This is a genomic window from Paenibacillus sp. FSL K6-0276 (assembly GCF_037977235.1).
In the GTDB taxonomy this organism is placed as follows: domain Bacteria; phylum Bacillota; class Bacilli; order Paenibacillales; family Paenibacillaceae; genus Paenibacillus_AQ.
This window is the reverse complement of the sequence record NZ_CP150276.1, coordinates 1,048,038-1,068,943: the sequence shown is the minus strand read 5'-3', so window position 1 is coordinate 1,068,943 and position 20,906 is coordinate 1,048,038. Positions and strand designations below refer to the sequence as shown.

General features: G+C 42.9%; 19 protein-coding genes and 1 pseudogene. 6 read left to right on the top strand and 14 right to left on the bottom strand.

What is annotated here, in order from left to right:
* Positions 1 to 8 precede the first annotated feature (8 nt).
* The 7 genes from MHH52_RS04755 to MHH52_RS04725 form a co-directional block, all read right to left on the bottom strand.
* Positions 9 to 701: a sugar transferase gene (locus tag MHH52_RS04755; RefSeq protein WP_340006958.1), complete on the bottom strand. Its 693-nt coding sequence runs from the start codon at positions 699 to 701 to the stop codon at positions 9 to 11.
* Between the two features lie 38 nt (positions 702 to 739).
* On the bottom strand, positions 740 to 1,630 hold the full coding sequence (gene galU / locus MHH52_RS04750) for a UTP--glucose-1-phosphate uridylyltransferase GalU (RefSeq protein WP_340006956.1): 891 nt from the start codon (positions 1,628 to 1,630) through the stop codon (positions 740 to 742).
* 63 nt (positions 1,631 to 1,693) lie between these two features.
* Positions 1,694 to 2,335, bottom strand: a complete 642-nt coding sequence (locus tag MHH52_RS04745; protein ID WP_340006955.1) for a CpsD/CapB family tyrosine-protein kinase — start codon at positions 2,333 to 2,335, stop codon at positions 1,694 to 1,696.
* Complete coding sequence (locus tag MHH52_RS04740) at positions 2,319 to 3,059, bottom strand: Wzz/FepE/Etk N-terminal domain-containing protein (protein WP_340006953.1); 741 nt, start codon at positions 3,057 to 3,059, stop codon at positions 2,319 to 2,321. The genes MHH52_RS04745 and MHH52_RS04740 overlap by 17 nt, the downstream gene beginning before the upstream one ends.
* 252 nt (positions 3,060 to 3,311) lie before the next feature.
* On the bottom strand, positions 3,312 to 3,947 hold the full coding sequence (locus MHH52_RS04735; RefSeq protein ID WP_234534625.1) for a response regulator transcription factor: 636 nt from the start codon (positions 3,945 to 3,947) through the stop codon (positions 3,312 to 3,314).
* 24 nt (positions 3,948 to 3,971) lie between these two features.
* On the bottom strand, positions 3,972 to 5,414 hold the full coding sequence (locus MHH52_RS04730; protein WP_340006952.1) for an ATP-binding protein: 1,443 nt from the start codon (positions 5,412 to 5,414) through the stop codon (positions 3,972 to 3,974).
* A 463-nt stretch (positions 5,415 to 5,877) separates the two neighbouring features.
* Positions 5,878 to 6,732: a helix-turn-helix domain-containing protein gene (locus MHH52_RS04725; protein ID WP_340006950.1), complete on the bottom strand. Its 855-nt coding sequence runs from the start codon at positions 6,730 to 6,732 to the stop codon at positions 5,878 to 5,880.
* Positions 6,733 to 6,816: 84 nt separating this feature from the next.
* Between MHH52_RS04725 and MHH52_RS04720 the strand changes: the two genes are divergently transcribed.
* On the top strand, positions 6,817 to 8,727 hold the full coding sequence (locus MHH52_RS04720; RefSeq protein WP_340006948.1) for a glycoside hydrolase family 20 zincin-like fold domain-containing protein: 1,911 nt from the start codon (positions 6,817 to 6,819) through the stop codon (positions 8,725 to 8,727).
* A gap of 41 nt (positions 8,728 to 8,768) precedes the next feature.
* Here the strand turns inward: MHH52_RS04720 and MHH52_RS04715 are convergent, their stop codons facing one another.
* Positions 8,769 to 9,062, bottom strand: coding sequence for a hypothetical protein (locus MHH52_RS04715; protein ID WP_340006947.1), 294 nt, complete (start codon positions 9,060 to 9,062; stop codon positions 8,769 to 8,771).
* A 103-nt stretch (positions 9,063 to 9,165) separates the two neighbouring features.
* Between MHH52_RS04715 and MHH52_RS04710 the strand changes: the two genes are divergently transcribed.
* Both MHH52_RS04710 and MHH52_RS04705 read left to right on the top strand, forming a co-directional pair.
* Positions 9,166 to 10,101: a hypothetical protein gene (locus tag MHH52_RS04710; protein ID WP_340006946.1), complete on the top strand. Its 936-nt coding sequence runs from the start codon at positions 9,166 to 9,168 to the stop codon at positions 10,099 to 10,101.
* 93 nt (positions 10,102 to 10,194) lie between these two features.
* Positions 10,195 to 10,434, top strand: coding sequence for an NHLP leader peptide family RiPP precursor (locus MHH52_RS04705; RefSeq protein WP_313638140.1), 240 nt, complete (start codon positions 10,195 to 10,197; stop codon positions 10,432 to 10,434).
* Positions 10,435 to 10,450: 16 nt separating this feature from the next.
* Here MHH52_RS04705 and MHH52_RS04700 read toward each other — a convergent pair whose 3' ends face one another.
* Together MHH52_RS04700 and MHH52_RS04695 are read right to left on the bottom strand one after the other, a co-directional pair.
* On the bottom strand, positions 10,451 to 12,370 hold the full coding sequence (locus tag MHH52_RS04700) for a HAMP domain-containing sensor histidine kinase (RefSeq protein WP_340006944.1): 1,920 nt from the start codon (positions 12,368 to 12,370) through the stop codon (positions 10,451 to 10,453).
* A gap of 113 nt (positions 12,371 to 12,483) precedes the next feature.
* Positions 12,484 to 14,373 carry an ATP-binding protein gene (locus MHH52_RS04695; RefSeq protein ID WP_340006942.1) on the bottom strand — a complete coding sequence of 630 codons (1,890 nt, stop codon included), beginning with the start codon at positions 14,371 to 14,373 and terminating at the stop codon, positions 12,484 to 12,486.
* A gap of 224 nt (positions 14,374 to 14,597) precedes the next feature.
* Here MHH52_RS04695 and MHH52_RS04690 point away from each other — a divergent pair, with 224 nt between their 5' ends.
* Complete coding sequence (locus MHH52_RS04690) at positions 14,598 to 15,002, top strand: hypothetical protein (protein WP_313638137.1); 405 nt, start codon at positions 14,598 to 14,600, stop codon at positions 15,000 to 15,002.
* 105 nt (positions 15,003 to 15,107) lie between these two features.
* On the opposite strand, the gene MHH52_RS04685 is transcribed toward MHH52_RS04690, so the two are convergent.
* Positions 15,108 to 16,313, bottom strand: coding sequence for an MFS transporter (locus MHH52_RS04685; protein WP_340006940.1), 1,206 nt, complete (start codon positions 16,311 to 16,313; stop codon positions 15,108 to 15,110).
* A 203-nt stretch (positions 16,314 to 16,516) separates the two neighbouring features.
* Between MHH52_RS04685 and MHH52_RS04680 the strand changes: the two genes are divergently transcribed.
* The gene (locus MHH52_RS04680; protein ID WP_313638167.1) at positions 16,517 to 17,212 is read left to right on the top strand and encodes a peptidylprolyl isomerase; all 696 of its coding nucleotides are present in this window, start codon (positions 16,517 to 16,519) and stop codon (positions 17,210 to 17,212) included.
* Between the two features lie 90 nt (positions 17,213 to 17,302).
* Here the strand turns inward: MHH52_RS04680 and MHH52_RS04675 are convergent, their stop codons facing one another.
* The 3 genes from MHH52_RS04675 to MHH52_RS04665 form a co-directional block, all read right to left on the bottom strand.
* Positions 17,303 to 18,409 (bottom strand): Glu/Leu/Phe/Val dehydrogenase, encoded by a 1,107-nt coding sequence (locus MHH52_RS04675; RefSeq protein WP_340006939.1) that lies wholly within the window; start codon positions 18,407 to 18,409, stop codon positions 17,303 to 17,305.
* A gap of 187 nt (positions 18,410 to 18,596) precedes the next feature.
* Complete coding sequence (locus MHH52_RS04670) at positions 18,597 to 19,529, bottom strand: manganese-dependent inorganic pyrophosphatase (protein WP_340006938.1); 933 nt, start codon at positions 19,527 to 19,529, stop codon at positions 18,597 to 18,599.
* Between the two features lie 108 nt (positions 19,530 to 19,637).
* Positions 19,638 to 20,444: an AAC(3) family N-acetyltransferase gene (locus MHH52_RS04665; RefSeq protein ID WP_340006937.1), complete on the bottom strand. Its 807-nt coding sequence runs from the start codon at positions 20,442 to 20,444 to the stop codon at positions 19,638 to 19,640.
* A gap of 163 nt (positions 20,445 to 20,607) precedes the next feature.
* On the opposite strand from MHH52_RS04665, the pseudogene MHH52_RS04660 reads away from it, so the two are divergent.
* A pseudogene (locus MHH52_RS04660) lies at positions 20,608 to 20,841 on the top strand (VOC family protein); the annotation flags it as partial.
* Between the last annotated feature and the right edge of the window lie 65 nt (positions 20,842 to 20,906).

Below are 20,906 nucleotides of genomic sequence, written 5' to 3'. Positions count from 1 at the left end.
CCATAATATTAATAAGCGTCTTTCGAACCGAGCAACATCAGTCCGGTTTTGGCAATAATCTTCAGATCCAGTCGAGTACTTCGAATATGGATGTAGGTTAGATCCAGTTGTACCATTTCGTCGAAGCCGACGCTGTTTCTGGCGTTCACTTGCCAGTATCCGGTACAGCCCGGTGTAACCGTGAGCCGCTGTTTATCATATTCTGTATACTGTGCCACCTCTTCCGGAAGCGGAGGACGTGGTCCAACTAGACTCATGTGACCCAGCAGGACATTCCACAGCTGAGGTAACTCATCTATACTTGTCTTCCGCAGAAATCTGCCAATCTGCGTGATCCGAGGATCATTCTTGATCTTGAACATCGCACCGCTCACTTCGTTATAAGCGAGTAAGTTTTCCTTTAATTCCTCAGCATTACTCACCATGGATCTGAACTTATACATTGGGAATTGTTTTTCATCCTTACCCACGCGATTTTGCCGAAAGAACACTTTGCCTTTCGGGTCCTCCAGTTTGATCAAGATCGCTACCAAGCCGAATAAGGGCAGCAATATGAGAAGACCAAGAGCGGAAAAAAAGATATCGATCATCCGTTTCATTACCAGATAGAACTCCGTTTCTTTCTTTCCTTCTTTGGCATGTAGCATGTAAAGTTTCGGCAGGACGGCCTCATAGTCTTCCGGCATTTTTTGCATGCTCATCTCTCTTCATTCCTCCTTGAATTTTTGGGAATATCCATTTAACTGCTCAGGCTGGTTTGTCCTGCTTTACTAAGCCAGTCCGCCATAGCATCCATAATCGGATACCGTAAATCATCGCTTTGCAGTGCAAATTCTAGTGTTGTCAAAATATATCCCAGTCGCTCGCCGACATCATATCTCGTTCCGTCAAAGTTATAGGCATATACGCGTTCGCTTTGGTTCAGCTTTTGAATGGCATCTGTCAGCTGAATTTCTCCACCGGCACCTTTTTCTTGCAAGTCAAGATACTTGAAGATCTTTGGTGTAAATACATAGCGGCCCATGATAGCCAAATTAGAAGGGGCTGTACCCAGCGCTGGCTTCTCCACAAAATTATTAACTCGGTACAGTTTCCCGTCCTGCAGATCGGGTTCGATGATCCCGTAACGATTCGTAAATTCATCAGGAATCTGCTGAACACCTATGACCGAGTTTTGCGTTTCTTCATATTGCTCAATCAGCTGTTTCAGACAAGGGGTTTGCCCAACTACGATATCGTCACCTAACATTACGCCAAAAGGCTCATCACCGATAAATCGTCTCGCACACCATACCGCATGACCGAGACCCTTTGGTTCCTTCTGCCGGATATAGTGAATCTCAACCTTGGAAGAACGCTGAACCTCTTTCAGGATTTCCAGCTTGCCATCTTCCAGGAGTCGAGATTCCAATTCAAACGCGTTATCAAAATGATCCTCAATTGCTCGTTTTCCTTTACCCGTTACAATAATGATGTCTTCAATTCCGGAAGCAATAGCTTCCTCGACAATGTACTGAATAGTAGGTTTATTGATGATTGGAAGCATTTCTTTAGGCATTGCCTTTGTCGCCGGAAGAAAGCGCGTTCCTAGTCCCGCTGCTGGTATAATTACTTTTTTCACTTTCTTCATCGCACTTTACCTCCTAAAATCTATTTATTGGAGTTCACTTCGATTGCTAATGCTCGATTACCGTTATTTCGCCTGATTCATGGCAATACCGATAATCTGTGAACCGGCCTGCTCCATCAGCACCTTGACCTTACGAATGGATTCCCTTTTTGACTTCCCATATCTGGCTACGAGAATGACGCCATCCACTTGGGAGGCCAATATACGAGCGTCACTGTAATCCATCGCCGAAGGTGAGTCGAGCAGAATTAGATCATGACTTCCTTTCAGTTCATCCAGTAAAGCGATCATTTTATCGCTGCCGAGTAGATCCGGAGGGCTGATTCTGGATATACCAGCCGGGATGACCGAAAGGTTAGCTAATTTTCCATGCACAACAATTCGATCGACTTCCTCCATGCCGTCTAAATATGCCGCAAGTCCCTGACTGCCTTCCACTTCAAATACCGTATGGAGACTGGGATGTCGTAAGTTGCAGTCTATGACAGCTACCTTTCTCCCCTCCTGCACAAAAGAAACCGCGAGATTGGACAGAATTGTCGTCTTGCCCGCTCCAGCTTCAGCTGAGGTAAAGAGCAGCACTTTTCCTCCGTTGCCCTGTGCCAGCCCAAGCTGGCGAATATACGTACGCAGCGATCGGAACGATTCCGAGATCGACGAGGATGGATTAATGTTCGTAATCAGACTCTTATTTAGCCGTAACATAAGCACCCTCCTTCACTCTTGTTTTGCCATCTGTCGCTTTACCCAAATCGCGTTTGCGAATGGTTGCGATCGTGGCAATTACCGGAAGACCAAGGTCAACCTCTGCTTCCTTTTCAGACCTTAATGTACCGTTGAGTGTTTCCATCAGCAGAATGATTCCTAATGCAGCCATTAGCGATACTACAAAGCTGATGACGAGATTCATAGCGAACCCGCCGTTCGAGGGCCCTGGAACATCCGTCGGATCGGCCGGTGTGAGAAAGGTAACATTGTCTACCCTCATCAGCGATGGCAAGTCACGAATGAATGTCTGCGAAACCGCATTTACGATTCCGGCAGCCTTGGTGTAGCTTTCATCCTGAACACTAAGGTTGATCACCTGACTCTTCTCTGAAGATTTAATCTCTAGCTTCTTGCTCAGTTCTTCAGACGTCAGTCCAAATTCCGGATGACTTTCTATTACGCTTTTCATGATGGTGGGCGATTTAATAATTTCCTTGAAACTCTCAATTAGATTTAAGCTAAAGCTCAAATCGTTAAGATTGTTGCTCTCGGGAGTATTCACGATGTTATTGACTAGCAGCTGTCCGGAAGCGGAATAGACGGGTACAACGAAGTTTTTACTAACATAGTAAGTAGTAGCACAGGAGATCAAAACGAATACCATGATGAGCCAAAACCTTTTTTTAATCAGGTTAATGTAATCCAGAATCGTCTTTTCCACAGTAACCCTCCTTCCGCATAAATTACATTCTGAAATAATTCATGAAAGTTTCAGTTGTTGCTTTAATTCTATCAATCCACATCATTCGCCACATGGGTCATATCATTACTTTCCTGTTCACTTTGGAGTAAGGTGCTTTACACCTTAAGAGGGGGGGATGGTATACTTTAGTACCATATGGAGGGTGAACGCACAAAAAAAACACGGACATCTTGTCCGTGTTCATATATAAACTCCATTTATTTCGTACGTTTAGTCAAATGACATTTCATATTTGGTCAATCCGACAGCATTTGCATAAAGCGCCGCCTGTGTACGATCTGCCACCTGTAATTTCGCTAAAATCTGACTGACATGCTTCTTCACTGTAAATTCACTAATAAAAAGACGTGAGGCAATTTCTCTATTGCAAGCGCCCTGTCCTAGTTCGATTAGGACTTCCTTCTCTTTCGGCGTCAATTCATCTGTCGGACTGCTTCCACTCATTCGCATCTTATCTTCCATCAGACCAGGATCATAATACTTTCTCCCTTTGTGGACCAACTGAATAGCAAATAGTAACTCTTCTGGCAATGCCTCTTTCAGTACATATCCGTCTACCAGCACTTCCTCAGCTTTCAGAAAATCCTCTCTGCTTGCAGATGAAGTCAGCAGAATAAACTTACTAACGATACCACGAGCACGTGCTGTCTTGATGACATCGAGTCCTGATTCATCCGCTAGTTTAAGATCAATGAGTACGAGGTCAGGCTGCGTCTCCTCAATCACAAGAAGCGCTTCTTGGCCATTCGTCGCCTCTCCAGCAAACTTCACATTCGGTTGCATCGAAATAACAGATGCCAGCCCTCTTCTAACTAGAGGATGATCATCTACAATGACGATTTTCATAGAAACGACCTCCCGCCCTAAAGTTTATGCATTCTTTAATTCAGCTACACCCACAGGAATGGAGATCAAGATTCTCGTTCCCATATTTTCATTACTGGACAGCTGGAAGTCGCCACCTAGCGACTGCGTCAAATATTGCATATTCTTCATGCCAAGACCACTTGCACTATCTTCGGATTCAATCCATAACAGATCTGTATCAAATCCAACACCATCATCACAAATCAATAAGCGGATCCAGTTCGGCTTCAGAGATAACTCCACATCTACTCGACTAGCGGCACCATGCCTAATGGCATTCCCAGTGGCTTCAGAGATAATCCGAAAAAGCGCCTTGTGGTAAGGATAAGGGAGACTAAAGTCATCGCCCGTTATTTTTAATTCAATATCGACATCATTTAATCTGGATAAGCTCTGCAAATGCGATCTTACCATACCTAGCCATGTAGGTCCGCCGCTCTTCTTAGAACTAAGACTGTAGATCGTAATCCGCAGTTCTTTGGCTACTTTTGTAGCAGAATCATGGATAAGCTCGATTTGCTCCTCCAGCTCAGAGTCCGTCATTTTCTTCCACGTTTCCTTCAGCGAATGAGTAGCATACACGATACCAAAAAGACTCTGTGAGACACTGTCATGCATTTCATCTGCAATCCGGTTCTGCTCGTTCGTGATGATCAGCCGGTTCTCAATCACACCTAATTCATGACGTTCAAGAATATTCGCGCTTAGCTCAGATAGGAATATCAATTGCTGGATATACCATCTCCGGCCTTCTAGCCCTTCTGTAGACTCCAGCTTGAGTCCAATCACCCCTACAAAACGGGTGCTCATCCGTACAGGCATCAGCAGGAAGTCCCCTAATCCCGGAAGACTTCTAAAAATAGGCTCTCGCTGCAATCTCCATTCATGTTCATGTTTTCCCAGTTCTGAAAATAAGAACTGTTCCTCTTCCTGCTGCCAGCCGGTCTGCCTGCTCTGCGGCGCTGGTTCTCCGCTTTTCTTAGCGAACCAAAACAAAGCTTTATCCAGCTTCGTTAGCTTAACAACATAATCGGTGATCACTTGACCGATGTTCATGAAATCATGTTGGCTTGAGGTTTCCACGATATGGTACAACGCTTTGATATGATCCATCGTCTCTTTCGCGCGAGCAATCGATTCTTCACGTTGATGCTTCATCCGATTAACGCTCTGCATTATTATAACAGCTAGTACCAGCGTTAGAAACAGATTCCCATTTACAGACACAACTTCAAGAAACGTTTTGTTCGCCGAATTGATGAAAAAATAACAGAGCACCGCAAAAGCGCTGATGTAACTAAAGAGCAAAGACCAACCAAAATAAATGGATAACGATCCTGCAGCAATCAACACGGGATTAAGCACATACAACCTAAAGGAGCTTTCGAACCCACCAGTAAATAAGGTCAGTAAAATAATTCCCACCATCTCTATACTAACAGCCAAGACGAGAGTCCGTGGTCTGCTTCGTAGTTTCCGATAACAAAATGAGAACGTTTGTGCAAATAGAAATAGTGTAGCAATAACAAGGGATTTGTATATTACGGAAGGCCCCATTTTATCTAGAAGATACATGAGTGATGTGAGGGACAAAGAAAAATACCTGTAAAACGTGATCAGTTTGTCTTCTGCAGTTGGTTTGATTTTCATCCCACCACCTTATTCTCCAGTTTTTGTGGAAAATGTGAGATTGTACTATGCTTGTTAAAAGCATCATACATGAGAAAAATCACAATAACAAGTTGACATTCTCTATGTTTGCGCTTCCAATAAGAAAAAAATTACAATTATTTTTTTTCGTTTTTCAGGAATCAATAGTCCATTTTTTAACTATTTCATAAACTTTAGTTAATAAGAACTATTACATTAATGTAAATTAAACCCATGAAATAAGTAGAATGATGTCGATTTATATATTACTTCGACACAGCTGTGGTGCAATCCCCATATATTTTTTAAACAAACGAGAAAAATAGAACGGATCATTATAATGAAGCATGCCAGAAATTTCTTTAACTTGTAATGAGGTGTTGAGAAGCAGCTTTTTGGCCTCTGCCATTTTAAGACGGTGAATATATTCATGAAGTGGATATCCGCTACTACGACGAACAAGACGACGAAGGGTAGACATCGAAATATGATGTTTTGCCGCAATTTGCTCTAGGTCCATTTCACCATAAATGCATAAATTCAGGTCCTCCCGAATCTGACGCATATAATCTGCCTGAGCATTCCAACTTTTTTCTTCTATTATAAATGAACACTCCAATAGCATTCTTTCAACGAGTAATGCGGCCCGATCCGCATCTGCTGGTTCTCCGCTCTCCATTCGTTTCAGCACTTCTTCAAATAAGGTCGAAAGACCCATGATCGAATTCGTTTGGAACACATTCCCACCTGCAATCAGACCTGATTCCAACCATTCAGATACACGTGTTCCGTTAAAATTAATATAATACTCATCCCAGCTCCCTCCAGGTGGTGGACCGAAATTGTAACTATATCCTGGGCGAAAAAAGAATAAGCTACCTTCACGCACCTGCTGTTCTTTCCCCGAAGTCTCCATATAGGTGCCACCACCAGATACTATGTAAACAATAGCCCAGTGTTCAAAAACTACGCCTGAACGGAATAACGTTCTTCCTGGCAAATGACCGGCTTGTCCTACTCTTATATTTTTAAGCTTCAGTTTGGAGGACTCAACCTTTGGATCAATAATTCGAATTGGATATGGGCTGATCATATAATCCATGTGCTTGGACATTATAGACATTCCTCCCCGTGTTTAGTAGTGATAAGGTTATTGTGAAGTTGATCATATTCTACATGAATAAGAGGTGTCCACGCTATGCTTAATCATTCTACGCTACTGCTTCTACCTAATCCGCGTGAAATCACATTGTCACAAGGCTCATTCCGTTTTCCAATAAGCGGAAGCATCGTGCTTCCTAGTACAGGAGAACAATGTGCAATGCCAGCTGCACAAAAGTTGCAAGCTGTGATTAAACAAGCCTTGAATCTTCATCTGACCTTATCCATTGGTACACGTCCAACCGTTGTATCCGCCTGTATCTTTAGCTATGTGGCATTATTGTCTGAGCAAGCATATGAGATTGTTGTCGACCAGAGTGGGATCGTTGTCTCCTATAGCTCACCTGTCGGAGCCTTCTACGCGGTAGCAACCCTGAAACAAATCATAGAACAAAACGGAAAATCTATTCCGAATCTACATATTCGCGATGAACCTGATTTTGGAGCCAGAGGTATAACTATAGATATCAGCCGCAATAAAATTCCGAAGCAAGAAACCTTATACCGAATCATTGACCTTATGGCCGATCTGAAGATGAACGAACTTCAGCTATATATAGAAGGTGCTCCGTTCGCGTATGAATCTTTCCCTCAAGTGTGGGAGCTTGAAACTCCGATAACTGGAGAGGAAATCTTGCTTCTAGATACCTACTGCAAGGCGCGTTATATTGAGCTTGTTCCGAACCAGAATAGCTTTGGACATATGGAAGGCTGGCTTTCCCGTTCTGAATTCAACGCTTTGGCCGAAATTCCAGAAGGCTTTATGCTTCCGAAGGAATTGTATATGGGGGACGTATATCCAGAAGGACTATTTATGCATCCAGGTACTTTTGACACCGAAGATCCTGCCGTGCTCCCTCTGCTAGAAAAAATGTTCGACGATCTGCTTCCTTACTTTACCTCTAATCAGTTTAATGTAGGCTGTGATGAGACGTATGAGCTTGGTCTTGGTAAAAGTAAAGCGCTAGCTGAATCACAAGGCAAAGGTCAGATCTATTTATCTTTCCTTCAGAAGATTTATGAGCTCGTTACGAAACGCGGCAAAACGATGCAATTCTGGGGCGATATTATTATCCAACATCCCGAACTAATCCCTCACCTGCCTAAAGATATTATTGCTATGGAATGGGGTTACAGTGCGGAACATCCTTTCGAGTCGGATACTCTCAAATTCCGTGAAGCAGGTATTCCTTTCTATGTCTGCCCAGGCACCAGCTCATGGAACTCCATTACAGGGCGCAGTGACAATATGCTCGCCAATCTGCGTAGCGCAGCTATTCATGGCAAGAACAATGGCGCCATTGGCTATCTCATTACCGATTGGGGTGATCACGGACACTGGCAGCATCTCCCAATCAGCTATGCTGGATATGCTTACGGTGCTGCAATTGCCTGGAATGTAGATAACAATCTAGCAGCGGACACTGCAAAGTATTTAAATACATTCGTTTTCGCGGATCGCTCTGAGGGTATTGGCCAATTGCTCCTTGATCTCGGCAATTACTATCAGCTTGAATCCGAGATTAATCGTTCAAATGATACGGAAATGTCCCTGCTTCTTCGCACCAATCTCGACAATTTGTTAATCGTAGAGAAACTTACCGAAGAACATTTCAACAATCTCGAGGAATACCTACTCTCTATCGAAGCACGTCTCTCGGGACTTGATCTTCAATGTGATGATGCTGATCTTGTCCTAGAGGAACTGAGTAACGGAATCCATTTTGTGAAGCACGCTGTGCAGCTTGGCAGAATCAAACTGCAGCTCGTATCCGCACCAGATTCGATTGACCCTAACCTGATTACGAAACAAATCAATGATCTGAATGTGCTTCTTCACCAATATCGTCTATTGTGGACCGAGCGAAACCGACTCGGCGGCTTGGATCAAAGTATCTGGAGACTTCTACGTCTAAGAGGTCAATACGAAGCATTAAAATCGAAGTAATTTCCTCTTTATAGCTGCGATTGGCGAGTCGAACGTTGAATTTAGCGTTTACGGCTCGCTAATCGCAGCTCTTCATATTGATTCTCAAGCATCTCCCGCTCCCGTTCTTCATGCTTTTCTCTGCCAATCCCCTCTTTCTTGCTTTCCTCATCCTCATAGATCTGCCACAGATCAGAGAACAAATAATCTTTGATTTCTACCATTTTCCCATTCAATATCCCACTGGTCCAAATCAGTCCCGCAGTGGTACGCATCACAATGCGGCCGTCTGGTGTTTCAGCTTTTTGCCCCATTCGAATAGCCATAAGCATTTGACCAAATGTATAGCACTCCATACGTCTTCAAACCTCCTAAATTTTAGTTGTAATGGAATAAAGAGAAGGATATAATCAGGGCGAAAGAACCATTTTTTTGTAATTTTATTGTAGGAGGGATGCAATGGATTGGCTAAATGATTACGAAGAAGAACTCCGCTTAGTATTCCAAGAGAGCAGAAAGATCATCTCCGAGTTTCCAGAGCCTCTAAATTCACAAGGTCTGTCCTATCTTGAACATTTTAACGTATTCAATGCTGAAAGCCACAAAAATTACATATGTTATCTATTGCCCTTTTGGCTTCAGAAAGGCTGCGGACTCTCCGCAGAAATTACCCGTCAAATGTCGATGGGCAATGTCTTCTTCATGCTATATTTCTTCATACAAGATGACCTGATGGATAGCAAAGAATCCTCTACATACGAAAGACTACCTTTGGCGAACCTACTCTATGTTGAATTTTTGAATATCTACAGGCTTTTATTTCCGAATGACTCCTCTTTCTGGGCTTCGTTTAATCGTTACATTTCTCAATGGGCAGACAGTGTTAGTAATGAAACCACCAGCGACTATTTCCTTAACGATCGAATCAAAATCTCTTATAAAGCCAGTCCGCTCAAACTATCCAGCACCGCTGCCCTTCTGCTATCTGGTAAGGATTCCCTTGTGTCGCAGTCTGAGGAAATGATCGACTCTGTCCTACTTACACTGCAAATGCTTGACGACTATGAAGACTGGAAAGAAGATTTGTCAGAAGGCAGTTATAATTGTTTACTCTCCCTCACACGAAGCTATCTATCCAGTGATAGTGCAACTATACTCACTTCGAAAGAAGTCGAATTCTTCCTGTTCACTGCAAACGGACTACAAACCTATGCCGAATTAGCGCATGATACGCATACCAAAGTTATGGCTTCAAGCTTGGATGTGCCTCATCTCATTGCGTTCCACTCTATGCTGGTGACTAATTTACAACAGATCTCCGATTCCATCGAAGCAGAGAAGCAGCTTTTACAAGGCGGAGGATTATTTTATTATCTGTCAAAAAATATACAATAATTCTATTATTTTGTAGAAAAAAGAATAGTATTAGCACAATTGCTATGTTATATTAATAAAGGTAAATATATACATTTAGGAAGGGTGATTATTATGTCAGAAGCAGTTCTTAGAAATCAAGTCATTCAAAAGGCATGGGAAGATCCAAGTTTCAAGAAAAGACTACTCGCAGATCCAAAAGCAGCTCTCCAAGAAGCGCTAGGCGTAATCATTCCCGACAGCGTTACCTTGAAAGCCGTTGAAGAAGGTTCAAATGAATTCTATCTTGTAATTCCACCAAGTCCATCATCAGATGTATTGAAAGCAACCGCAGCACCACGCGGTTCTTGGTAAGACAGCAAGATTAACCTCATAGGGAGTAGGAATCATCCGGAGCTTCTGCCAATGGCAGTATGGTAATGGATTCGGTTCCTACTCCTTTTTTGCTTGTAAATCTCACTTCACCTTGCATAGCATCAATGATGCGGAAGGTGACCATTAAGCCTAAACCTGTTCCTTTATTTTTCTTGGTGAAATACGGTTCTCCTAGTCGGTGCAGAACATCTGCGTCCATCCCTTCCCCGTTATCTTTGATGTGAATAATCACTTTGTCATCTTCACCATATACCGACATATAAATGAACCCTTCCTCACTGAACGATTCAATGCTGTTCTTGATAATGTTGATGAATGCCTGCTTAAACTTCGAGGAATTTCCTTTCACCCATAATTGGCCGGATACATCCAGAATCATCTTTCCTCCATTAATATGACAGAGGGGCTGCATAATACTCTCAATATGCTTGAATTCATCATATAAATTCAGACTAGAGATCGTCTCAAATTCCGGTTTAGCAAAGGTCAAGAAATCCGTAATAATATTAGATGCGCGATCTAGTTCGCTAAGGGCCATTGACATATATATTTGCTCTTCGCTAACGGATTTCTCGCTAAGCAGCTGAAGGAAGCCTCGAGTTACCTGTAGAGGGTTTCGTACTTCATGAGCTACGGATGCAGCAAGCTCGCTAATAATCTCCATTTTTTCCGAACGCTCCAATTCATTGTTGAAACGCTCTAGTTCTCTAGAATAATTAACAACCTGTTGATGGCTATAGGCCAATCTTCGCTCCAGAATAACGATCAAGGAGATAATAAAAGCAACAAGTCCCCACTTCCACAAGAACAAATCATAGTTCCCTTTATGGATGTAATACCATAGTAGCTCTGCAACTACAGTAAACGCAGCGGTTCCAAATCCAATGGCAAAAATAATAGCGTCCTTATTTCCTTTTAGTGAGAACATGATTACACATGCGATTAACAGGATGAACTGAAGGATGAGGATGAACCCTATAATGGTGGTAGAAACAAAATAATAAAACTCAATATAGCGATTATTCGATAGGAGATTGATAAAAAGACATAACAAACAAAAGGAGGAGTAAAGGACTTGAAATTGACGAAACTTTCGAATGATACCGAACTTACCACTACCGAATAATTTTTCAAATAAAAAGGTAAGCGCCGGTAACAGTGACAATAGGGCTAAATCCAAGCATACATTACTGATCGGCCCCAATTTATTGTAAAAGGTGTAAATGAAAGAGGAGTAGGTTATAGAGAGGATTCCGGTACACGCTATAACCACAGCTAGTGAAGCAACACTGGAGAAGTAATCTTTGTTTATGTATAAAGCACTTATAAATAGAACGATGGCCACCAGAAAAAATGCGCAGCCCAAAATCACATCGCTTAGTCCATTCCCAATATAATCATTGATTAATTGACTGTGTTCACCGATCACTACACTGTCTTTAATTCCGATTCTGTCCTGCATCGTTGCTGTCCAGATATATAATGTTTTCCCGTTATCTCCTTGACTTAAAGGTAATAACAAAGAATAGTTATCTTTAATATAATTACGATCTTCCTCGAAGATCAACCGATCCTCCACATACACCCTCACATGAAGAGCATATAAAGTATCAATATAAACCGAAGGAGACACATATTTAAAATCGGGTAAGGTAATACGAGTCCAAGAAGAGGATACACTTGAAGGTAACTCTGGGAGTCCCTTCATAGAATCTACGTTCGTCCAGCTTTGCTGGCCTTCACTCCACGGAATCTCTTTCCATGTATTTCCTGTTTGAGCTCCCCATTTCATTTCCCACTTTGTAATTTCTTGAGATGGATAGGGGTTAGCCGCCGATACAATAATTGAACCATAACCTATCAGGAGAAGTGAAAGGGTTATTGCTATGTGAAGTATTCTAACCATCAAGCGCATAAAGGCACCTCAGAAGGAAGTATCAGAAACAATATTCTGTGTGTACTACTTCGCTCACTATACTACCCTTTCCTTCTAAAAAACGGAATATTCATAAACTTCTCCTAAATATTTCAAACTTTTGGTAATTTGACAATAATCTCCGTCCCTTCCCCCTTCTCACTCTGAAACTCAGTTGTCCCTTCCATCGCCTCAATAATACGGAAGGTTACCATAAGTCCAAGCCCCGTTCCTTTTGTTTTGTTGGAGTAATAGGGCTCACCTAATCGGGCCAGTTCACTACCATTCATCCCTTCCCCATTATCACGTACACTGATCATTATATGAGCTCCGGATTTCCAGGCTGAAACTCTAATAAGTCCATTGTCCTGCAAGGCTTCGATGCTATTTTTTATAATATTAATAAATGCTTGTTTGAATTTGGCAGATGATCCAATCACGCAAAGTCCTGACTGCAGGTTGAGTTCAATGACTCCCCCTTGCAAATTCGCAAGCGGAGATAGAATACCAGACACATGCCGTAACTCTTCAGATACATCAAGCCTCTCAATGGTCTCTAGCCCCGGCTTAGCAAAGGTAAGGAAGTCTGAGATTATAACCGTGGCTCTATCCAGTTCTGCGATTGCCATCTGCATATATTCTCTCTCCTTATGATCTGACCGTTCTCCTAGGATCTGAAGAAAACCACGGGTTACCTGTAAGGGATTGCGTACCTCATGCGCTACAGAAGCGGCTAATTCACTAATAATCTCCATTTTCTCGGAGCGTTGCAAATCATTATTGAACTTCTCAAGCTTACGAGAATACTCAACGAGCTGCTCATGGTTTCTCGTAAACCTTCTGCCCAGAATGACGATCAGCGATATGACGAATCCAACCATCCCCCATTTCCACCAAAACAATTGATAGGATTCTCCTGATACATAGTATTTGATTAATTCACTAATGGACATCAATGCAAATACAGAGAAGCCTGTAGTAAAAACAATAGCATCCGTATTCCTGCGATAAGCATGAATAAACGCCAAACTTACCAATAATACAAATTGCACAATCATAATGACGCCTAGAACGCTAGAAGTCATGAATCTATAAAAGTCTTCCAGCTGATACGACAGAAGGATATTAATAATCATTAGTGATAGACAGAATATAGAATAAACCATTTGAAACTTACGGAATCGGGTGACGATTTGTTTTTTCCCCGGACCGAATATTCTCTCAAAATACAATGTAAAAGATGGCAGTAAAGTATATAAAGCTAAATCAAAGAAAACGAGTGCAACATTTCCATAGTCACCTAGGATGGAGGGCAGAAAAGAAGAATACGTAACCACTACGACTCCAAGGGATAAAGTAATCAGCACAAGTAAAAAACCGCCCGTAAAAAATCCTTTTTTTAAGAATAACGAACAAATCAACAGCACAATGGCTATAAAAATAAGTGTCGTCCCGATGATGAGATCCATTAAACCCTGCTTCACATAAATGGAAAGGAGCTCATTGTAGCGGTCCACTCTTATTTCGCCTTCTATCCCTAAGTCCTTGCTTCCTCCCTGGGTCCATATGTATAGTTCTTGCCCTCCATCTCCCTTGGATAGAGGAATTAGAATTTTGATGCCGTTGAAATTGTACTTATTCTCAGATTCGTATACTAACGCATTATTCAGATAAGCCTTGACGTTATTTCCATATACTTTATCAATGAATAACGCTGATTTGTCACTAATTTGCGGCAAAGAAATCCGGAGCCACGCCGAGGATGTTCCTCTTGGAGTCTCTGATTTGTTATCATGAGGCGTTACGCGAATCCATTCATCTTCAGAAGCTGCTACAGCTTCTTCAACAGTTTCTGCTTCAGTACTTCCAAATCTAATCTCCCAACTTGGCAGCGTAGAGTCTGATGATCCAGCACTCACTATCGCCGCACCGTAAGGCACTATTGCAGACAGCAATAGAAATAATAGCAAAGTAGCTGCTATCTTGGGTTTTGGCAACTTCATCGTAGCACCTCAGTAGTTCATTAGTTGTTTAAACGTTCATACATGATTCTTAATTTCGACAACCTTCGCACTATTCCTGCCTATTCTTGTAAATTTCCTCGAAAAAAGACGTTATTTATCGGCTATTAGTTCCCGATTATTTGTAAAAGGATTCGATTATAGGCAATCGGGTAAAGATACATATGAGAAGTTCAAATCTTATCCTAATGAGGGAGTGAACAGCTATGGAAGATGCGCCTAATAAAACTGAAGCCGACTTTGCATATGAGCGTTATATACAAGCTGATATTGATGTAGAGGATGTTGTCAATGAAGACGCTGACCCCGTGTTAGTTGGCGATAAATATTTGGCGGCGGATATTGGTTTAAACCTACCTGAGGAAACTCTCGAAAGAAATGACTTACTGGAATCCGACGCCTTTCTGGCTGCTGAAACGGCAGGATTAACTAGCAGTGATATGGATTATGCTGAGGATGAAGAGCTGCTAGAGATGGAAGAGGAAGATCAGCCACTGGAAGACATTCCAGATGCTGATGAGGTGTATCCAGGATCCATAATCGACCCTGTTTCTCCACCAGTGGATGTTATGCCCGGAACAGATGTCTTAAACGGATCACAGGGAGAATAGGACAGATATACAATTTATAAAGCTGCCGGGCTTATTACCGGCGGCTTTATATTGTTTCCAGTATGTACGCTGCCCTCAGTAACGGTTAGTTTACAGCGTTACCGGCTATTCTGCTGGACGAGCTGCTGCGATTTGAGCATCCAGCTTTTGGGTCTTAACCAATACTGCTGCTACAAGCAGCATCACCCCATTAATCACAAACACCCAGCGTATCGGGATAAACGCCCCTAATAAACCGCCTATAATTGGCCCGGCCATTGTCGCGAGTTGAGATGCCGCTTGATTCAGACCGAAAGCACGTCCACGAAAGCCTGGCTCAATCACTTGTACAATCATTGCATTTACAGACGGAAGCACACCTGCATAGAACAAACCGTAGGCAAAGCGAAGAATGGCAAACTCCACATACCCCGTAACAAAGAACTGCAGAATATTACCGATACCTCCACCGATCAACCCAATAAACAAAATCATCCCGAAGCCCTTTTGGCTTCCGATTCTACCCCACTGCGGAGCCATCAGCACAGTAGCAATACCCACAGCAGAGAATACAATTCCTGAACTTAGCGAGGCGCTGCTTTTGGCAATCCCCATGTCAAGTAGATGTATCGGAATAAGCGGCTCCAGAATCATAACAGAAAAGGTGCTAATCCCTGCCAGCGATAGCAAAGTCATAAATGCGCGGTTACTTCTCGCTTCCCTAATATCATCGCTTACATGGGACCTCGGAGCAGATCGATCAAAGTTCTCCTCTTTAGCAAAAAAAGTAGCAATAAGTGCCGAAACGAGAACAATACCAGCCGAGAATAGAAAAGCGACCCGATTGCTAGTGTAATAACTGACTACACCGCCGATCAACGGACCAATTATACTGCCCGTTGCTCCGGCTGTAGACATAATGCTTAAGGCATAGCCGGTCTTATTCTCAGGTGTATTCGTGGCTACCATGGCAATAGCTGCAGGAACAAACCCAGCAAGCAACCCTTGCAGCACACGCACGATTAGAAAAACATAAGGATCATGTACAAAATAATTAATCAGATATAAGGCCGCCAAACTAAAGCCCGAGCGAATAAGCATCGGCTTCCGACCATATTTGTCGGCAAGTGAACCCCAAAATGGAGAAATTAGGGCACTGGCTAGAAAGGTTATGCCAAAACTAACCCCAGACCAAATCTCTAAATGATTCGAAACCCCAAGTTCGTCACTCAAAAAAATAGACAGGAACGGAATAGAGATCGAATACGCCGTACTACAGAAAAAGACACCCACCCAAAGCACGATCAAGTTCCGTTTCCACGAAAAGAGCATGATCTGCACATCCTTTCTTGATGTTCTCTCGGAAACATTCCTACTATTGTAAACCTCTTTTGAAAATGTGCCAATCCCTCACGTCACAACTGACCTTTGCATGTAATGGGACAAACGAGTTATTATGAGAGTACCTATGAGATTAATTAAGAAAAAGGAGAGATTAACCAGTGAAGTCTACACGAACAAGATCTGCTATCCTAATGGTCATGTTATGCTTGGTGATGGTTATTGCAGCAGGTTGCGGCAACAAGCCTACCAATAACAATGCCAGTGGTAATAATGGAAGCAGCAGTGGAGCAGCAGGAAATAACGCAAGTAATGAGACAACTCCTGGGGAAGGCGCTGCCTCTAACGAAGGACTTCCTTCAGCTACAGCAAGCCATCCCTTAGTGACCATTGAGATGGGAGATGGAGGCATCATCAAAGCCGAGCTTTATCCTGAAGTTGCCCCAAACACCGTGAACAATTTTATCTCACTGATTCAAAAAGGATTTTATGACGGTACCATATTCCATAGAGTTATCCCTGACTTCATGATTCAAGGTGGAGACCCAGATGGTACAGGCATGGGTGGTCCAGGGTATAGTATTGCTGGAGAATTCTCCGGAAACGGGTTCACCAATAACCTGTTGCACACGGAAGGCGTTCTGTCCATGGCAAGATCGCAGGCTCCAGATTCTGCCGGTTCCCAATTCTTTATTATGGACGCAGCATATCCTAGTCTAGATGGAAGCTATGCCGCTTTTGGTAAAGTTACCGAAGGCATGGAAGTTGTTAAATCCATTGTTGGCTTGAAAACAGACAGTTCAGATCGTCCGGAAGAGCCACCAGTGATGAAGAAAGTAACCGTCGACACACTTGGCGTCACATACCCAGAACCGCAAAAGGTACAATAAAAAAACTCGGCAAGCTCCCATCCGGAAAGTGATTCGGAGGGACTGCCGAGTTTTTTTATAATACATGATTGATTGAAGTTTCTTTGCGACTTATCCCCGTAGTGATCTTCTGCTAAGTGCATGTTGACCATTACGCAGGAAGGTGCTACGACTATTTCTTAATAAGGATATCCGTTCCTCTGCAAGCTGATTTGCAGCCGCATAAGTGGGAATTCCGTTCAGACGTGAGATTTCCAGCACGCGGGTGATGTTATCGTATATTTTTGAAACCTGCTTAAACGCACGTTCCTTATTATAGCCGTTCAGCTCATCCGCGATATTAATAACGCCACCGGCATTAATCACATAATCAGGAGCATATACAATGCCCATTTCGTGAAGAGCATCGCCATGATAGGATTCTTTCAATTGATTGTTGGCTGCTCCTGCGATCACCTTCGCCTTAATTACTTGTAGGGACTCATCATTGATCGTTGCTCCGAGTGCACACGGAGCATAGATATCACAGTCTGTACTGATAATATCTGCGGGATCGACGGCTTTGGCGCCATAAGCCTCTACTGCGCGCCCCACAGCTTCTTTATGAATATCAGTTACGATAAGCTGAGCGCCCTCTTCATGAAGATGCTTGCACAGCGAAAAAGCCACATTCCCAACGCCTTGAACGGCTACAGTCTTCCCTTCAAGTGAATCACTGCCAAATGCTGCTTTGGCCGCTGCCTTCATCCCTTGGTATACGCCGTAAGCCGTAGCTGGAGACGGATTACCCGAGGAACCGTATGTAGGAGATGTACCTGTAACATAATCTGTCTCCTGATAGATAATGTTCATATCCTCTTCTGTAGTGCCAACATCCTCAGCTGTTATGTAGCGTCCATTCAAGCCCTGTATGTATCTCCCAAAAGCACGGAACATAGCTTCATTCTTATCCTTCTTGGGGTCCCCTATAATAACTGTTTTCCCACCACCTAAATTCAGGCCGGATACTGCATTTTTGTATGTCATTCCTTTCGCTAATCGAAGCGCGTCAACAATTGCATCCTCTTCTGTAGCATAGGTCCACATCCGTGTTCCACCCAGTGCGGGCCCTAAAGTCGTATCATGAATTGCGATGATGGCCTTTAATCCTGAGGCTTTATCCTGACAAAACAACAGTTCCTCGTAATCGTCCCGCTCCATTGCTGCAAACAATTCCATTCTTAATATCCCCTGTCTCTTTGTTATATTCCACATGTTGGTTCGCAGGTCATACAATAAAAAAAGAATCAGATGATTCCCTCCCAAAATATTGTAGCAGAATACGTCGTAAAACAAAAAGAACTCATGTCACCATCATAATTACTGATGGGGGCATGAGCTCTTTCTAATGTATCTTCAAAATGCCTTACAGTTTAGCAATCGTCTCTGTAAGAACGGGTACGATTTGCGATTTGCGGGATACTACACCTTTTAGAAGTGCTTTATTGTCATCTAGCTTCACGTTATAGGCTTGTTCTACTGCGCCTGCAACACGGCCTAGAGCAAGACCTACAGAATCGTTATTGAGGATATCTGTAACTACGAACAGGAACAGATCCAATCCTTTTTCATCAATAATGGAAGTAAGAGCTGTTTCCAGTTCAGCCTGTTTGGACAGAACATCATTAACATCCACCGCGTTTACTTGTGCGATTTCCACTTTGTATTCGCCCATTTTGAATTCCTTAGCATCCAGCGAGATAAGCTGAGCGATACTCTTGTCGCTAAGATCAGCTCCGGCTTTCAGCATGTCGAGACCATAGCTTTCTGCATCCACACCAGCGATTTCAGCAAGCTCGCGTGCTGCAGCTACATCTTCCGCTGTGCAAGTTGGTGATTTAAACAACAAGGAATCGGAAATGATCGCAGACAGCATCAATCCGGCGATTTCTTTAGGGATAGCAACTCCGTTTTCTTTATACATCTTGTTAAGAATAGTAGCTGTACAGCCTACTGGCTCAGCACGATAGTATAACGGATGTGCAGTCTCAAAGTTAGCAATCCGGTGATGGTCGATAACTTCAACCACACGTACTTGATCAATGTCATTCGCACTTTGTTGGCGTTCGTTATGGTCAACAAGAATAACCTGTTTTGCTTCTCCAGCTACGTTCTCTACGAGACGTGGAGCCTCTACTCCAAAATGATCAAGCGCAAATTGCGTTTCACCACTAACGTCTCCTAGACGAACTGGCTCAGCATCCCAGCCTAATTCCTTTTTGAGTGCAGCATAAGCAATTGCAGAACAAATGGTATCCGTATCCGGATTTTTGTGTCCAAAAACCAATGTTTTTTCCATTTCCAATCTCCTTACTATGTTTTAGTGAGATTAATATACCATACATTGATAGCAGCTTCCAGATTGTGCGGTTTGAAAAATGATTCATCGCAAATCTAGTAGCATCTTCTAAGGTTGTTCACGTCTCGTCTTTGGAAGTGGTACCGGCTTGACTTCACCATGTAGCGGTTCATTATCTGAGAAAAGATCCGGATTCTCTTTCAACATCTGGCTTAGAATACATGTAGTCTCCACCGTCCCGCATACCCTAACCAGCGCATCTCCAAAATTCCCCTTGCGCATAGCACCACCTTCTTCAAGCTCACGCTCCACCTTCCAAAAATGCTCCGACCAAGAGAGACCACAATGTCTGCGAGAAGGCACCATGATCTCATCACCGGCCGGTGTCACCGTATACAGTTCTTCATGGCTATCCGTCATTCTGCCTGGAGTATCGACCCACTCTTCAATGCCGTGGATGAACGTATTTCGCCGGAGGTCGACACCAAGCAGTACAATTTCCGCCTTTCGATCAAGCAGCTTACCCCACACTGAACCACGGGCGCACGGCGTATCCCATCGTTCATCCCCTGTAGTGAATTCCTTAGCATCTGCACCTAAAGCCGCTACTGAATGTGTCGGGTGCCAAGAGCGAATAACGCCTAGACGTTTACGGAACAGCTCCGGTAATATACCTACACAAGATGGGGAATCTAGAACAGAGAACCGTGGATTGTCTGCATTAATATAAGCCCATGTATGAGTTGGCAGTACGAGCAGCCCATCCTTCATATATTCACTGAGTACATCCAGCACTGTGTTCGCCCCTCCATCTACTTCCCCAATACTTTTTAATGAGGAATGGACCAGAATGGTCCCGTGTGGATCAAGGTTCAGTTCCTGTAATTGCCTTATTAAACTAGCTGTTGTATGCATTTTACTCTCTCCTTATCTATGGATTAGATTTCATGAATTATAAATATCCACTTGCAAAAAATGCACTTTACTATTGAAATTATAGTAACTTAATAATATTCACTAAATTTCTAACGAATAATATAACTTACTCATAATAAGCATTCACACGGAGGTAATTACCATGAGTTTAACATTAAAAGGACTTCACCACGTATCCGCTATTACAGGCAAAGCGCAGGAGAACTTCAAGTTCTATACAGAAGTACTTGGACTGCGTCTCATTAAAAAGACGGTAAACCAGGATGATATTTCAGTGTATCATTTATTCTACGGGGATGAGAAGGGCAATCCCGGAACCGAATTAACTTTCTTCGAACTCCCAATGGCGGGCCCCAACCGTGAAGGTAATAATACTCGGCAGTAAGATTCTTCAGCTCACTAAATAAAAGGTGTGAGTCGCGTATGCGCTCACACCTTATT